Genomic DNA, 14593 nt, shown 5'->3' with positions numbered 1-14593 from the left:
CAGACGTCCGCTACTCCCCCGTGCGCGCTCAGTCGATGAGCGAGCCGTCCTGATTGAAGAACGGATGCGGCCCGTCGAAATCTCCGATCGGCACCTGATGGGTGACGACCGTTCCGAATCCCGGTCCTGGAAACCAGGCATGAAGGTGAAAGGCCGGCGGCTCGACCCGGAAGGATGGCGGGCGCAGCTCGGCCAGATCGAGCGCGACGGCATGGTTCGGCGCTGGACAGATCGTGCAGGGAATGCCCGCAAACCGGGTCAGCGTCGCGCGATGAACGTGACCGCATCCGATCAGTTGCACCCGCGGATGGCGCGCGAGGATCGCCGCGAGATCGTCGGCATTGCGCAGGTTCTGCCGGTCCATGTGCCAGATGCCGGTGGTGAATGGCGGGTGGTGCAGGAACAGCAGGGCCGGCCTTTCGCTGGAGGTGGACAGCCTGGCATCGAGCCATTGTAGACTCGCCTCGTCCAATTCGCCATGCGGATGGCCGGGCACGCTGGAATCGAGCAGAAGCAGATCGAGACCGGCCAGTTCCACATGCTGGTTCAGTGGCGCCGACTGCTCATGAGCAGCGCCGGGAAACGCCGCGCGCATCAGTTCGCGGGAATCGTGATTGCCTGGTACGGCGGCGAATGGAATCTCGAGGCCGGCAAGAAGATCTTTCAGATGATCGTACTCGGCCGGCGACGGCGTATCGGCGAGATCGCCCGAGATCACCACCAGATCGAGCTTCGGCGCGAACCGGTTGAGCTCCATGATGCAACGGGCCAGCGCACGCGCCGTATCGACGCGGCGGTAGGCGAGCCGGCCGGGCCCCTTGATGTGCAGGTCGGAGATCTGGGCAATGGTGACGGGGCTCTTGGTCATCGGCTGATCAACCCTTCTCCGGCAGCAGACGAATGGACTCGGGCGCAATCCGCAGGCCGATCCGCTCGCCCGCAGCGACCCTGATCGTATTCGGCGCGTCCACGGTCAGTGCGATCGCGGCGGCATCGCGGACAACGATCCGCTGCCGGTCGCCGGCAAAGCGGACGCTGTCGACGACGCCGGTCAGACTCGATGCCGCGGCGTCGACGATCGCGATCGTTTCCGGCCGAACCATCGCCACCGCCAGGTTGCGTGGACCGGGATCGGCGATCGGCTGCCGGCCTCCCGGCAGAACGAGCTGGCCGCCGTCGAGCGGCGCCTCGATGATGTTGGCCGCGCCGACGAACTCCGCGACGAAACGATCGGCCGGCGCAAAATAGACCTCTTGCGGCGTCCCGATCTGGGCGATAGCGCCCTTGCGCATCACGACGATGCGGTCGCCGAGCTCCATGGCTTCAGCCTGATCATGCGTGACGTAGATCGCCGTGATGCCGAGCGTGCGCAACAGGCCGTTGAGCTCGCCGCGCAAGCGCTCCCGCAAGGCGGCATCGAGTGCGGTGAGCGGCTCGTCGAGCAGCAGCACGCTCGGGCGGATGGCGACTGCGCGCGCCAGCGCGACGCGCTGACGCTGACCGCCCGAGAGCTGATCGATGCGCCGGTCTTCAAGACCGCCCAGATTGGTCAGCGCGACCAGCTCGGCGACGCGCGCGGCGCGCTCCGGCTTGGCCACGCGGCGGATCTTGAGCCCGTAGCCGATATTGTCCGCAACCGTCATGTTGGGGAACAGCGCGTAGGACTGGAACACCATGCCGACATTGCGCTTCTCGATCGGCTGTCGCGTCAGATCCTTGCCGTCGAACAGCACGCGCCCGCCCGCATCGGGTGTTTCGAGCCCGGCCACGATCCGCAGCAGCGTGGTCTTGCCGCAACCGGACGGCCCCAGCAGCACCAGCGTCTCGCTCTGCGCGATGTCGAGCGTGGCGCGCGCGAGCGCGCACGTCCCGTCGGCAAAGGTCTTGCCGCAATTCTCCACCTTGAGGGCGGCTCCATGCCGGGTCATCGTGCTCACCGCAGGCTTCCTCTCTCGCCGACCCATTGCATGGCCACCAGCAGCGGGATGATCATGACGAAGAAGATCAGCGTGTAGGCGGATGCGACCTCGAGCCGCATCGATGCGTAGCTGTCGGCGAGACCGACCGGCAGTGTCTTGGTCAACGGCGTATGCAACATCCAGGTCAGGTTGAACTCTCCAAGAGATAGTGTCACCACCATGAGGCTGCCCGCCAGGATGCCGGGCGCGGCGTTGGGAACGATGACGTCGATGAAGCGGCGCCATGGCGCGGCTCCGACCGATGCGGCGCCTTCGTCGAGCGATGTCACGTCGATCGTCGAGAACACCGCCATGACGGACCGCACCATGAACGGCATCGTGAAGATCACATGGCCGACGAGGATGAACAGCCACGAGCGACGGAAGCTTCCGGCCCCGCCATAGGTGAGCAACAGCGCCAGCGCGATGGCGAGCCCGGGAATCGCGAGCGGCAAGGTGATGATCTCCTCGACCAGCCGCGCCAGCCGTCCGCCGCGAACGTACAGCGCGTAGGCCGCGGGAACACCGACCACGAGCGTGACCGCCAGCGTACCCAGCGCGATCAGGATCGACGCCATGATCGTGCCCGCGTAGAGCTCCCAGACCTGGGCCACCCACTGCAAGGTCACGCCGGACTGAATGCCGCGGAAGTAGTTGACGGTCACACCCGCCACGATCGAAAGGCCGGCCGGCACGGCCAGGAAGGCAGCGACCAGCAATGTGAACAGCAGTTGAAGGATGAAGATGGCTCTGTCGCGCACGTGCCTACCCTGCCGCTGCCACGGAGCTGCCGGCGAAGGAGCGCGCCAGTGCCAGCATCAGCCAGGTCATCAGGCCAAGCCCGACCGAGAGCGCCGCCGAGGTGGCAAGGTTTCCGGCCAGCGTGAACTCCGTGTAGATCAGCATCGGCAACACGTCGATGTTCGTGGCCAAGGTGAATGCCGTTCCGAACGCGCCCATCGCCGTCGCGAACGCGATCGCTCCGGACGCGATCAGCGCCGGCGTCAAGGCCGGCAGGATCACGTCGCGCAGCACGGCCCAGGGGCCGGCGCCGAGCGAGCGCGCGGCCTCCTCCAGGCCCGGATCCAATTTCTGCGCGGCAGCCATGATCGTGAGGATCACCCGCGGAATCGAGAAATAGAGATAGCCGAGGAACAGCCCGTAGATCGAATAGGCGAATACGAGCTTGTCGCCGGTGAGCCGGGACGAGATCTCGCCGATCAGCCCCTGGCGGCCAGCCAAAAGGATGATCATGAAGCCGACCACGACGCCCGGGAACGCGAGCGGAAACGTCAGGATCGCGACCAGGAGCGCGCGGCCCGGAAACCGGTGACGCTGCAGGAACAGGCCGGCGATCGTCGCGATGACCAGGGTCGCGATCGTGGTGGCCGCCGCCAGCGCCAGCGTGTTGAGAAGTGTCGTGCGGTAGCGCGGCTCGATGATGATCGCGAGATATTCGGCCAGACCGTGCGGTCCCTCGGCGCCGGTGACGAGCAGCCTCGCCATCGGAAGCAGGAAGAAGGCCGCGGTGACGGCTGCCAATGGCAGCAGGCAGAGCCGGACGAATGAACTGTGCGACATGTGATCAAGTGCGCCTCCGCCGGATCCTCTCCGGCGGAGGCGCGGTGCTCCTTCAGCGGACTTCGGACAGATAGCGATCGACGAAGCCCTTTTGCGCGGCTTCCATATCGCCCCAGTTCACGCTCTTGGCGCGGGCGTAGTCGCTGTCCGGCAGGAACTTGTTCTTCACCGCGTCCGGCAGCTCGATCGGGCGCGCCGGGCGCAGATAGGCATTGGTCCAGATCGCCTGGCCCTTGTCGGAGAGCAGATAGTCGATCACCTTCTTCGCCTTGTCCTTGTCGGGTGCGTTCTTCACCAGGCCGACGACGTAGGGGAAGACCACCGAGCCTTCGCAGGGAATCACGAACTCGAAATTGCCCTTCTCGGTATATTTCGCGCGGTAGGCGTTGAAATCGTAGTCGAACAGGATCGGGATCTCGCCCGAGACGACACGCGCGTAGGACGTCTGCTTTGGCACGATCGGATCGTTCTTGCGCAGGTCCTTGAAGAACGTAACGGCAGGTTCGAAATTCGCTTGCGAACCGCCGAGCGCGAGATTGACGGCGACGGCGCCGACATAGCCGACGGCAGCCGAGCTCGGGTCGAGATAGCCGACCATGCCCTTGTAGTCCGGCTTGAGCAGATCCTTCCAGCAGGCCGGGACCGGCTTGCCGCCAAGCGCATCCTTGTTCACGAACAGGCCGAGCGTACCGGAGTGGATCGTGGTCCAGTAGCCATCCGCATCCTTCAAGCCGGCGGGGACCTGATCCCAGTTCGCCGGCTTGTAGGCCTCGAGCGCGTCCTGCGTCTTCGCCTTCATTCCGAAGGTGACTCCGAAATAGCCGATGTCGCCGACTGGGTTGCTCTTCTCGGCAAGGATCTGCGCCAGCGCCTGGCCGGAGTTCTTGTTGTCGTGCGGAATGTCGTAGCCGAGATCGGTCTTGATCGCCTTGAGCATCGAGGCCCAGTCGGCCCATTCCGGCGGGCAGTTGTAGCAGATGACGTCCGCAGCCTTGGCCGGCTGCCACGATGCGGCGACGCACAGCGCGAGCAGCGCGAGAACGAGGCGGGTGAGCTTCATGAAGATAGACTCCGTATTCCTGGCATCACGGCCAGTTCCGGAGCTTCCCCTAAAGGCGGCACATGAAGGATTTGCGACACCGGGTGCAGCACACACAGCTGACGCCGCACCCTGATCGTTCGTAGGCAAACGATCGCAACCTTCGGATGCCACGCCGTTCAAGCGATGGCGCGGCGGCCGATGATCGCAAACCGCAGCTTGCCCGAGATCCAGTCGATCGCGGCCACCGCCACCAGGATCATCAGGATCAGGAACGACACCTTCTGCCATTCCAGCACGCGGATCTGTTCGGCGAGTTGCAGTCCGATGCCACCGGCGCCGACGATGCCGATGATCGTCGCCGAGCGCGTGTTGGATTCGATGAAGTAGAGCACCTGCCCGGCAATCACGGGAAGAACCTGCGGCAGCAGGCCGAAGCGGATCTCATGCAGCGGGCTGCCGCCGGCAGCGCGAACGCCCTCGACCTGCCGCCGGTCGGCCCCCTCGATCGCCTCCGAGAACAGCTTGCCCAACGCGCCGAAGTCGGACACGGCAATCGCGAGCACACCGGCGAACGGACCGAGTCCAACGACGTTGATCCAGACGAGCGCCCAGATCAGCGTATCGACGCCGCGGATGCTGTCGAACAGCCGCCGTACCGGAAAGCGGAAGATTGCGGACGGGACGATATTGCGCGCCGCGAGCAGGCTGACGGGCAGCGCGAGCACGGCCGCGAGCATCGTGCCGAGCATGGCAATCGACAGTGTCTCTCCCATCGATTTCAGATAGGTCGGAAGCGATGCACCGGGATCCGGCGGCAGCATCATCAGGGTGATCCAACCGAGTTGACTGATGCCCGCCAACAACCTCGTCGGCGAGAAGCCGAGATCGACGAGCCCGAACACGAAGATCCCCATCGCGGCAACGGCCGCCAGCGGCGTCGCCAGACGGGCGGACGCCGGCCGCTCGAACACGCCTGGGTATCGCGATCGCAGCGCGGCGGTATCGATCTCGTCCAGCTTTCGCATCATGCCCGGCCTTCGCTGCCGAAGAGACGGCTGCGCAGCAGCCCCGTGCCAATGTCGATGACAAACACCGTCAGGATGATCAGAACGAGGATCGCGCTGACGTCGGAATAGTAGAACTTGCGGATCGCGACGACGAGCTCCTGGCCGATGCCACCCGCACCGACGAAGCCCATCACCGACGCCTCGCGGACGTTGATCTCGAACCGCAGCAACGTGTAGCTCGTGTAGCCTGCGACGACCTGTGGCAGGACGGCAAAGCGCATGCAGGACAGCCAGCCGGCACCGGTCGCGCGGACTCCCTCGACCGGCTTCATGTCGACGTTTTCGACGACCTCCGAAAACAGCTTGCCGAGCGCACCGCAGGAGTGGATCGCGATGGCGAATACGCCGGCCATTGGCCCCAACCCGAAGGCCATGACAAAAATCAGAGCGAACACGATGCCCGGCACCGTGCGGGCAAACTCGAGCAGGCGCCGGACCGCGAAGCGCAGCCAGGATGCAGGAGAGGTGTTCTCGGCCGCGAGGAAATTCAATGCAAACGCCAGGACGGCGCCGAGCATGGTTCCGACATAGCTGATCAGGATCGTCTCACCGAGAAGCCGCGTCCATTTGCGCAGGCCCCAGAGCCATTCCGGCAGGTTGGTCCACACGCGGTGTCCGTCGTCGAGCGTGAAGAGCCGGTCGAAATAGCTGAGGAAGTTGCCGAGATAGGTGACGAGCGTTCGGAGGTTGACCTCCGAACCGATGGCTGAAACGAACAGCACGAGGCCGCACGCAACCAGCACGACCACGGCACGCAGACGCTTGCGCGCCACCGCTTTGCGGTAGGCGCGCTGCAAAGGTTCGAGCTGCTGTTCAGGCAGGATGGCGACGGCTGACGACATGTTTGCCGGTGCAAAGCGCAAATAGGCCGGCGGGGCTTCGATGACGCGGTCCCCGCCGGCCCGGTGCAACGCTTACGAGCCCTTCTTGCGCAGAGAGTCGACGAATTTGATCAGCTCGACAGTCTTGTTGTAGTCCTCCGTCGAGATCGCCTCCCACGGCTTGTTCTTGCCGTCGGACAGCTTGGCGAAGGCTTCCGGATCCTTCTTCGCCGCGTCGAGGAAGGCCTGCTTGATTGCGGCCTTCATGTCGGTGGGCAGGTCGCTGAGATAGGCGTAGGGCGAGTTGATGATCATGTCCGACTTGCCGATGATACGGAAATCTTCCTTCTTCAGCGGCGTGCCGTCGGCCGACTTCACCATGTTCTTGGTGAGCATGCGGGTCAGGTTGGAGTCATCTCCGTTGTTCCACCAGTTTGCGGCGACGTCGACGGTTCCCTGCGCCAGGGCAAGCACGGCGTTCTCGTGGCTGCCCGTAAAGATGACCTGGGAGAAATAGGTGTCGGGGTCGATGCCCATCTGGCTCATCTTGAAGCGCGGCATGTTGTTGCCAGAGGTCGAGTTCGGGTCCACCAGGCCGAGATTCTTGCCCTTCAGATCCTCGAGCTTCTGGTACGGGCTCTTGGCGAGCACGTAGAACACTGAATAATAGCCCTTCGAGCCGTCCGAGTTGACGTCGATCACGAAAGCGTCCGTCTTGACGCCCGTCACGCGCGCGCGGGCGAAGGAGGCCGGACCATAATAGCCGATGTGAATGTTGCCGGCGCGCTGGCCCTCGATGACCGCGGCGTAGTCATTGGCGACGCGCAGCGTCACCTTGACGCCGAGCTCCTTGGAAAGATAGTTCACGAACGGCGTGTAACGCTCGACGACACCCGAGCCGTTTTCGGCCGGGATCGCGGCAAAGGTGATCTCCGGATATTTGGTTCGCCAGTCCTCGGCCGAGGCGGACGAAGCGAACGACAGAGCGGCCAAACCGGCCAGAATGAGACGACGATTGATCATGGAACGTCCTTCAAGTTTCAGGGGACGATGTCAGGATTGACACGACAGATGCGCCCGCAGCACGCAGGCAATCAGGCGACGGCAACTTTGCCGACAGCCGGAACGGATTCGGGAGCTTTGGGCATTGCCGGCGGCATCACCTCGTCGGCCTCCAGATCGTACAGCTCGCGCGCGATCTGGCCGGTGAGCGCCGCCGGCAGATCGTCGAACACGACCCGACCATTCGCCATTCCGATCAATCGGTCGCAATAGCTGCGCGCCAGATCGAGCGAGTGCAGATTGCAGATCACGGTGATGCCGAAATGCTTGTTGATGCGCAGCAGCGCGTCCATGACGATCTTGGTGTTGCGCGGATCGAGCGAGGCGATCGGCTCATCGGCCAAGATGATTTCCGGATTCTGGACCAGCGCGCGCGCGATCGCGACGCGCTGCTGCTGCCCGCCCGAAAGCTGATCGGCGCGCTGCGCGGCGAGGGAGGCCATGTCGAACTGCTCGAGCGCGGACAGCGCCATGGCAACATCCGCCGCCGGCCAGAGCTGCGCCAGAGAGCGCCACGACGGGATTTCGGCGAGTCGCCCCATCAGGACGTTCGTGAGCACGTCCAATCGGCCGACCAGATTGAACTGCTGGAAGATCATCGCCGAGCGCGCGCGCCACTGCCGCAGGTCGCGGCCGCGCAGCGCCGTCACATCGAGATCCTTGAAGAGAATGCGGCCGCCGCTCACAGGACTCAGGCGATTGATGGACCGCAGCAGGGTCGACTTGCCCGCGCCGGAACGCCCGATCACGCCGACGAAGCTGCCGGGTGCAACAGAGAAGGACGCATTGTCGACCGCGGCTTTCATGCCAAAACGGCACGTCAGGCCATCCACCACCAGCATTGAATTCTCCAGACGCCTCGCTTTGGCCTATCGCTAACGTCTCGATTCTACAGTTATGTGACAGCAACACTGCGGCGCCACATCCGTCCACATGCCGGTCGGCAGTCATGCAGATGTCACGCCTCTGTCATAGGGGAGACCCAACACCTTCACAGGCGTAGAGACAGGATGCGAGATGGCCGGCAAGCTGCTTTCGATTGAACCTACCGTCGACCCTTCGGCCAAGCTCCAGGACGTGACGCTCGGCGCCTATTGCGAGATAGGCGCCCGCACCATCCTGCAGGAGGTGACGATGGGCGACTACTCCTACGTGGTCAACGATTCCCAGATCACCTACACGACGATCGGCAAGTTCTGCTCGATCGCGGCGATGACCCGGATCAACCCGGGCAACCACCCGATGCAGCGGGCGACGCAGGCCCATTTCACCTATCGCGCCAGCGCCTATTTTCCAGGCGAGCCCGACGATGCCGAGTTCTTCGCCTGGCGGCGAGAGCATCATGTCCGGATCGGACACGACGTCTGGATCGGCCATGGCGCGATCGTGCTGCCGGGCCGCAACATCGGCACCGGCGCGGTCGTGGCGGCTGGCGCCATCGTCACCAAGGACGTTCCGGCCTATACCATCGTCGCCGGCAATCCGGCGCGCCCGATCAAGCGCCGGTTTCCGCACGAGGTCGAGCAGCGGCTGCTGGATCTGGCGTGGTGGGATTGGAAGCACGAGGCGCTGCGCGCGGCGCTGCCCGATTTCCGCAAGCTCGAGATCACCGCGTTCCTGGATAAATACGAGGCCGCTCTCGACGCCCTCGTCCCGGTACGGCAGAGTGCCGCCCCATGACCGATATCTCAATCTCGCGGGGCCGCTGCCTCGTCGACACCGACCTCGTGGACACCTCCTTGATCATATCCGGCGACGTCATCGCCGGCATCGGGACACCGGGGTGCCGGTCAGGTCTCGAACTCGACGCGGAGGGGCTCACCGTGCTCCCCGGCATCGTCGACATCCACGGCGATGCGTTCGAGCGCCAGATGATGCCGCGCGCCGGGGTCGATTTCCCGACCGACGTCGCGCTGATCGACAGCGACCGCCAGGCCGTCAGCAATGGCATCACCACGGTCTTCCACGCAACGACCTGGTCATGGGAGCCGGGCCTGCGCAGCGCCGACAATGCGCGGCGGCTGCTCGAATCGATCGAAGCGCTGCGCCCGCAGCTCGCGGCCGACACGCGCTTTCATCTGCGCCACGAGACCTTCAATCTCGACGACGAGGAGGAAATCGGCCAGTGGCTCGCCGATCGGCGCGTCGACCTGTTCGCCTTCAACGATCACATGGACTCGACGGTCGCGAGCCTGGACACGCCGCACAAGCGCCAGCGCATGGTCGACCGCACCGGCCTGCCCGGCGCGGAGTTCGACCGGCTGGTCGCGCGCATCGCCTCTCGCGCGGATGCCGTTCCAGCCTCGATCGCGCGGCTGGCCGACATCGCACGCAAGGCTGGCGTCCGCATGCTGTCGCACGACGACGACAGCCCGGCCATGCGCAAGGCGTTTCGCAGCCAGGGCGTGACCATCGCGGAATTTCCGGTCAACGAGGAGACTGCGCGCGAGGCCGCTCAGGGCGGAGACGCGATCGTCTTCGGCGCGCCCAACGTCGTTCGGGGCGGCAGCCATACCGGGTGGACGCGAGCCAGCGACATGATCGCCAAGGGCCTCTGCTCGGTGCTGGCCTCCGACTACTACTATCCAGCGCCGCTGCTGGCGGCGTATCGGCTCGCGGCGGACGGCGTTCTGCCGCTGGCACGCGCCTGGGATCTGATCTCGGGCGGCCCCGCACGCGCGGCCGGACTGGCGGACCGTGGGACGCTGGCCGAAGGCCGCCGCGCCGACGTCATTCTGGTCGATGACCGCGTGCCGTTGCGCCCCCGCGTCGTCGCCGTCATCGCGTCCGGCCGGCTGGTCTATCTGGCCGAGACCCATCGGCTGAACGCAGTGCCCGTGCGCACCATCGCGGCGGAGTAGCAGATCATGGTCGATGCGCCCCGCTACGCGATCTACTACGCCCCGGCGGCGACGACGGGCTTGGCCGGATTCGGCGCGAGCCTGCTGGGTTACGACGCCTGGAGCGGCGACGAGCCGAGCTTTCCGGAAGAAGTCGTTCGCGCGGTTCCCGATTGGGCCGAGCTGAGCGCGGACCCGCGCAAATATGGCTTCCACGCCACTTTGAAGGCGCCGTTCGAACTGGCCGATGCGCAGAGCGAAGCCTCGCTCCGCGACGCCTGTGCGGAGTTCGCGGCAAGGCCGCGCGCCATTCCGATCATTCGTCCCATCGTGGACTCGATCAGCGGCTTCGTCGCGATGATCCCTGGCGAGCCCTCGCCGGCGCTGCAACAGCTCGCAGCCGATTGTGTCCGGGCGTTCGAGCCGTTTCGCGCGCCGATGACCGCCGCGGACCGTGCACGGCGCAAGCCGGACCTGCTGACACCACGACAGCGCGATCATCTCGATCGCTGGGGCTATCCCTATGTCATGGAGGATTTCCGCTTCCACATGACGCTGACCTGCCGGCTGTCCGACGAACGACGCCGGCCGATCCTGACGATGCTGCAGCAGAGATTTGCGGCGCTGTCGCTGACAGAGCTCCGGATCGACCGGATCGTGTTGTTCCGCCAGCCCAACGCCCGCCAGCGGTTCGGCATCATCGGAGACTGGCCGCTCACGGCCGTCCAGCGCATCTAGGGACGTCGGTTCGGCATGGCCGCATGGTGCGGCCGCGCCTGCCGGTCGAACAGCGCGACCGGCAATCTCGTCGGACCTACACCGCCTTCGTCAGGGCGCCATCGATGATCAGATTGGTTCCCGAAATGCGGCTTGCGAGCGGGCTTGCGAGCATCACGACGCCGTAGGCCACCTCCTGGGCTGTTCCCATGCGCCCCGTCGGATTCAAGCCCATTGCGGTCTTGAACAGGTCAGGCGATCCATTCTCGATGTTCTGCCAGATGCCGCCCTCGAAATAGGTGTTGCCCGGCGACACCGCGTTGACGCGAATGCCTTTGCCGACCAGTTGATGCGCGAGGCCCTTGGCGTAATGGATCAGCGCACCCTTGATCGCGCCATAGGATCCGGCGGCGAAATCGACTTCAAAGCCCGACACGCTGGAGATGATGACGATCGAGGCCGACTTCGACTGCTCCAGGTAAGGAATGGCTGCCGCGATCGCGTTGACCGTATGCATCATGTCGGTGCGAAAGGACTTCTCCCAGGTCTCCGGAGAGTCGCCCACGGCGAGCGCGCTGACGTTGCAGACCACGCAATCGATTCCGCCCAGCTCCCTTGCCGCGCCGTCGACCCAGCCCTTCAGCGCCACGGGATCGGCGACGTCGACGCCCTGCCCCCACGCCTTCACGCCTTTCGACGCAAGTGTCGTCACGACCTTGCCGACTGCGTCGCCGTCGCGCGCGCAGATCGCGACACCGGCGCCTTCCTCGGCGAACAATTCCGCGATCGCAAGGCCAATACCCTTGCTGCCGCCCGTCACCAGCACGCTCTTGCCGGCCAATCCCAGATCCATGATCGTCTCCTTTCAATCAGTTTCGGTTTTCAACCGTGATAGCCGGCGAGCAGAGCCTTGTTGACCTTGCAGATGTAGGTGTATTTCGGATTGACGACCTGGGTGCAGCGCGCCTCGGCGACCTGGCCGAGCAGCATGTAGGCCTCCGGCGCCGGAATCCTCCAATCGTCCTCCAGCCAGTTGATCATCTCCTCGAACGCGATCCGCATCGCGTCCTCGAGCGGGCGCGCGCAGCCCAGCGTGCAGATGTGCGTCGGCGTCTCGATTCGCGGATGGTTCAGCCGCGCCGGCGCCTTGTCCAACGACACCTTCACGGTGAGGTTCGCGGCGATCTCGATCGCGCCCATGCCGTTGGCTTCGCCGTCGCCCTGGATGGCGTGGCAATCGCCGAGGAAAAGATGCGCGCCGTCCTTGTTGACGCGGAAGAACACCGAGTTGCCGGAGGTGATCTCCTGAACGTCGAGATTGCCACCATGCGGCCCGTTGTCCACCGTCAGCACCGCGCCATGCACCGGCGCGACCCCGGCAACGCCGATCATCGGCCGGACCGGAAGCTTCACATGCTCGTTCCACAGCACGTGGCCGTCCTCGACCGCGACGACGCGGGTCTGGATGCCGAACTCCTTGCGCCGGACCCAGTCCGGAAACATGCCGATGCCCGGCCACAGCGCGGTGAAGCCGAGCCGGTCGAGCTCCATGTCAATGATGTCGAGCCGCAACATGTCGCCAGGCTTGGCGCCGCGCACCTCGATCGGGCCAGTCGCACCGTTGACGTAGGGCAGCGTCACGTCGCTCTCGACCAGTTGCTGGTCGAGCGCGCGGATGGTGCCGTCGTTGACATTGATCGCGCATTCGACGACGAAGATCTCGCCGGGATCGACGGCCGCGATGAACTCATTGTCGCCCGAGAGCGCGTATTTTATGTTGCCGGCCTTGCCGATGCGCTTTGACATGATCACTCCCTGCTATCTCCAACGTCGTTGCATCATCGCGGCTGCCGCCGCCACGGCATCAGCAGCCGCTCGATCTTGCCGACCGCAAACGTCAGAACCAGCGCCAGCGCGATCGTCGCAACCAGCGCGGCGAACACCTTCGGAATGATATAGAGCGACCCGGCCTTGAAGATGGCGTGCCCCAGCCCTTCGGAGGAGGACATGAACTCGCCGACGATCGCGCCGATCAGGGCAAAGCCGACGGTGAGCTTCAGCCCCGCGAAGATGTCCGTCAGCGACGCCGGCACCACCAGCTTGCGGAAGATCTGGAACTTGGACGCGCCGAGAGTGCGGAACAAATTGATCTGGTCGGGATCGACGCCGGTGGCACCCTTGTACGAGGTCACCAGGGCGACAATCACGACCGACAAAGTCGACATCGCAACCTTCGAGATCAGCCCGGTGCCGAACCAGATGATGATGATCGGCGCCAGCGCGATGATCGGAATCGAGCCGAGCGCGATCACGAACGGCTCGACCACGCGCGAGACGAAGCGCGAATACCACAGCGACAGTCCGATCAATGTGCCGATGCAGTTGCCGACGAAGAAGCCGAGCAGCGTCTCCAGCCCGGTGACGGAGGTGTCGCGCCACAGGCTGCCGTCATAGGCCATCTGCGCGAGAAACTTGAGGATGGCGGACGGCGAGCCGAACATGAAGGCGGCAGCCTTGTTCTGCCCGGTCGCATATTCCCAGAAGGCGAGGAAGGCCGCCAGGACGAGAAGCTGGGTGACGAGCACGGCAAGCGTGGTGCGCAGATGCAGCCATCGCCGCCCACGTGTCGGCGTCCGAACCGCCCGTGCCTCGGAGACCGGTGTCGGTGCCGAGCGGACCGGCGGCGCGTCGATGTCGGCGGTCATTGCAGCACCACGTCGAGATCGGCCCAAATGCTGCGGACGTAGTCACTGAAGCCTGGCGTCTGCCGCACCGAGATCACGTCGCGGCGCTCGCTGCCGAGCCCAATGTCGTAGACCGCCTTGATCTGCGTCGGCCGCTTCGACAGCACGATCACCCGGTCGGCGAGTGACACCGCCTCCTCGATGTCGTGGGTGATCAGCAGCAGCGAACGGCGCCCCTGCCGGACCAGGCCCACCGTGTCGTTCTCGATCAGGAGCTTGCTTTGGAAATCCAGCGCGGCGAACGGCTCGTCGAGCAGCAGCACGTCGGGCTCATTGACCAGCGTGCGCGCGAGCGCCACCCGCTGGCGCATGCCACCGGACAGGGTCGCGGGATAGTGGTCGGCAAAGCCGTGCAGCCCGAGCTGGTCGAGCAAGGCCCGGCAGCGGTCCTCCGCTTCGGCGGCCGGAACGCCATGTATCTCGAGTCCCAGCATGGTGTTGCTGAGCGCGGTCCGCCACGGCAGCAGCAGATCCTTCTGCAGCATGTAGCCGACATTCTGCGGTTGGCCGGCGACCTCGCGGCCGTGCCAGCGGATGCGGCCGGCATCCGGCGCCAACAATCCGCACAGCGTGTTCAGGAGCGTCGTCTTCCCGCAACCGGACGGGCCGACGATGCTGACGATCTCCCCCTCTCGCAATGTCAGGCTGAGATCGCCGATCACCGGCACCACGCGGCCGCCCTCAAGCTCGTAGCTCTTGGCAACATGCTCGACGACGAGCGGCGGCGCAGGCGCTGCGATGGCGCCCGGCGCGGCCTGCAT

At 65.0% G+C, this 14593-nt stretch carries 16 protein-coding genes; 3 read left to right on the top strand and 13 right to left on the bottom strand.

Annotated features, from left to right (window positions below; genetic code table 11):
• Positions 1-28: 28 nt before the first annotated feature.
• The 9 genes from QX010_RS13765 to phnC form a co-directional block, all read right to left on the bottom strand.
• A complete protein-coding gene (locus tag QX010_RS13765) occupies positions 29-868 on the bottom strand; it encodes a phosphodiesterase (RefSeq protein ID WP_316179996.1) in 840 nt (279 codons plus the stop codon).
• Positions 869-875: 7 nt separating this feature from the next.
• On the bottom strand, positions 876-1928 hold the full coding sequence (locus QX010_RS13760) for an ABC transporter ATP-binding protein (protein ID WP_316179994.1): 1053 nt from the start codon (positions 1926-1928) through the stop codon (positions 876-878).
• Between the two features lie 5 nt (positions 1929-1933).
• Positions 1934-2719 carry an ABC transporter permease gene (locus QX010_RS13755; protein WP_316179992.1) on the bottom strand — a complete coding sequence of 262 codons (786 nt, stop codon included), beginning with the start codon at positions 2717-2719 and terminating at the stop codon, positions 1934-1936.
• Between the two features lie 4 nt (positions 2720-2723).
• Entirely contained in the window at positions 2724-3539 is an 816-nt protein-coding gene (locus QX010_RS13750) for an ABC transporter permease (RefSeq protein ID WP_316179991.1), read from the bottom strand.
• A gap of 52 nt (positions 3540-3591) precedes the next feature.
• Positions 3592-4599, bottom strand: coding sequence for an ABC transporter substrate-binding protein (locus QX010_RS13745; RefSeq protein ID WP_315803640.1), 1008 nt, complete (start codon positions 4597-4599; stop codon positions 3592-3594).
• Between the two features lie 158 nt (positions 4600-4757).
• Positions 4758-5606 (bottom strand): phosphonate ABC transporter, permease protein PhnE, encoded by an 849-nt coding sequence (phnE, locus tag QX010_RS13740; protein WP_316180162.1) that lies wholly within the window; start codon positions 5604-5606, stop codon positions 4758-4760.
• A complete protein-coding gene (gene phnE / locus QX010_RS13735) occupies positions 5606-6490 on the bottom strand; it encodes a phosphonate ABC transporter, permease protein PhnE (RefSeq protein WP_316179989.1) in 885 nt (294 codons plus the stop codon). The genes phnE (QX010_RS13740) and phnE (QX010_RS13735) overlap by 1 nt, the downstream gene beginning before the upstream one ends.
• Positions 6491-6562: 72 nt before the next feature.
• A complete protein-coding gene (gene phnD / locus QX010_RS13730) occupies positions 6563-7492 on the bottom strand; it encodes a phosphonate ABC transporter substrate-binding protein (RefSeq protein WP_315803642.1) in 930 nt (309 codons plus the stop codon).
• Positions 7493-7563: 71 nt separating this feature from the next.
• Positions 7564-8373, bottom strand: coding sequence for a phosphonate ABC transporter ATP-binding protein (gene phnC / locus QX010_RS13725; protein ID WP_316179986.1), 810 nt, complete (start codon positions 8371-8373; stop codon positions 7564-7566).
• A gap of 175 nt (positions 8374-8548) precedes the next feature.
• Between phnC and QX010_RS13720 the strand changes: the two genes are divergently transcribed.
• Genes QX010_RS13720 through QX010_RS13710 form a run of 3 tightly spaced genes read left to right on the top strand, consistent with a single transcriptional unit; the run spans position 8549 to position 11109 of the window.
• Positions 8549-9211, top strand: a complete 663-nt coding sequence (locus QX010_RS13720; RefSeq protein ID WP_316179985.1) for a DapH/DapD/GlmU-related protein — start codon at positions 8549-8551, stop codon at positions 9209-9211.
• Complete coding sequence (locus tag QX010_RS13715) at positions 9208-10392, top strand: alpha-D-ribose 1-methylphosphonate 5-triphosphate diphosphatase (RefSeq protein WP_316179983.1); 1185 nt, start codon at positions 9208-9210, stop codon at positions 10390-10392. Before QX010_RS13720 ends, QX010_RS13715 begins: the two co-directional genes overlap by 4 nt.
• A 6-nt stretch (positions 10393-10398) precedes the next feature.
• Entirely contained in the window at positions 10399-11109 is a 711-nt protein-coding gene (locus QX010_RS13710; protein WP_315803646.1) for a DUF1045 domain-containing protein, read from the top strand.
• Positions 11110-11185: 76 nt separating this feature from the next.
• Here QX010_RS13710 and QX010_RS13705 read toward each other — a convergent pair whose 3' ends face one another.
• Genes QX010_RS13705 through QX010_RS13690 form a run of 4 tightly spaced genes read right to left on the bottom strand, consistent with a single transcriptional unit; the run spans position 11186 to position 14593 of the window.
• Positions 11186-11941 (bottom strand): SDR family NAD(P)-dependent oxidoreductase, encoded by a 756-nt coding sequence (locus tag QX010_RS13705; RefSeq protein ID WP_316179981.1) that lies wholly within the window; start codon positions 11939-11941, stop codon positions 11186-11188.
• Between the two features lie 29 nt (positions 11942-11970).
• The gene (locus QX010_RS13700) at positions 11971-12894 is read right to left on the bottom strand and encodes an acetamidase/formamidase family protein (RefSeq protein WP_316179979.1); all 924 of its coding nucleotides are present in this window, start codon (positions 12892-12894) and stop codon (positions 11971-11973) included.
• Positions 12895-12926: 32 nt separating this feature from the next.
• The gene (locus QX010_RS13695; protein ID WP_316179977.1) at positions 12927-13793 is read right to left on the bottom strand and encodes an ABC transporter permease; all 867 of its coding nucleotides are present in this window, start codon (positions 13791-13793) and stop codon (positions 12927-12929) included.
• Entirely contained in the window at positions 13790-14593 is an 804-nt protein-coding gene (locus QX010_RS13690) for an ABC transporter ATP-binding protein (RefSeq protein ID WP_316180161.1), read from the bottom strand. The genes QX010_RS13695 and QX010_RS13690 overlap by 4 nt, the downstream gene beginning before the upstream one ends.

The organism is Bradyrhizobium sp. SZCCHNRI1009, assembly GCF_032487575.1.
In the GTDB taxonomy this organism is placed as follows: domain Bacteria; phylum Pseudomonadota; class Alphaproteobacteria; order Rhizobiales; family Xanthobacteraceae; genus Bradyrhizobium.
The sequence above is the reverse complement of the archived record's forward strand: the minus strand, read 5'-3'. Positions and strand labels throughout refer to the sequence as shown.

Excerpts from the sequence above, each read along its gene's own strand:
- phnD (WP_315803642.1), bottom strand. The coding sequence starts at position 7,492 with ATGATCAATCGTCGTCTCATTCTGGCCGGTTTGGCCGCTCTGTCGTTC.
- QX010_RS13745 (WP_315803640.1), bottom strand. The coding sequence starts at position 4,599 with ATGAAGCTCACCCGCCTCGTTCTCGCGCTGCTCGCGCTGTGCGTCGCC.
- QX010_RS13715 (WP_316179983.1), top strand. The coding sequence starts at position 9,208 with ATGACCGATATCTCAATCTCGCGGGGCCGCTGCCTCGTCGACACCGAC.
- QX010_RS13760 (WP_316179994.1), bottom strand. The coding sequence starts at position 1,928 with ATGACCCGGCATGGAGCCGCCCTCAAGGTGGAGAATTGCGGCAAGACC.
- QX010_RS13690 (WP_316180161.1), bottom strand. The coding sequence starts at position 14,593 with ATGCAGGCCGCGCCGGGCGCCATCGCAGCGCCTGCGCCGCCGCTCGTC.
- phnE (WP_316180162.1), bottom strand. The coding sequence starts at position 5,606 with ATGCGAAAGCTGGACGAGATCGATACCGCCGCGCTGCGATCGCGATAC.
- phnE (WP_316179989.1), bottom strand. The coding sequence starts at position 6,490 with ATGTCGTCAGCCGTCGCCATCCTGCCTGAACAGCAGCTCGAACCTTTG.
- phnC (WP_316179986.1), bottom strand. The coding sequence starts at position 8,373 with ATGCTGGTGGTGGATGGCCTGACGTGCCGTTTTGGCATGAAAGCCGCG.
- QX010_RS13765 (WP_316179996.1), bottom strand. The coding sequence starts at position 868 with ATGACCAAGAGCCCCGTCACCATTGCCCAGATCTCCGACCTGCACATC.
- QX010_RS13720 (WP_316179985.1), top strand. The coding sequence starts at position 8,549 with ATGGCCGGCAAGCTGCTTTCGATTGAACCTACCGTCGACCCTTCGGCC.
- QX010_RS13750 (WP_316179991.1), bottom strand. The coding sequence starts at position 3,539 with ATGTCGCACAGTTCATTCGTCCGGCTCTGCCTGCTGCCATTGGCAGCC.
- QX010_RS13710 (WP_315803646.1), top strand. The coding sequence starts at position 10,399 with ATGGTCGATGCGCCCCGCTACGCGATCTACTACGCCCCGGCGGCGACG.
- QX010_RS13700 (WP_316179979.1), bottom strand. The coding sequence starts at position 12,894 with ATGTCAAAGCGCATCGGCAAGGCCGGCAACATAAAATACGCGCTCTCG.
- QX010_RS13695 (WP_316179977.1), bottom strand. The coding sequence starts at position 13,793 with ATGACCGCCGACATCGACGCGCCGCCGGTCCGCTCGGCACCGACACCG.
- QX010_RS13705 (WP_316179981.1), bottom strand. The coding sequence starts at position 11,941 with ATGGATCTGGGATTGGCCGGCAAGAGCGTGCTGGTGACGGGCGGCAGC.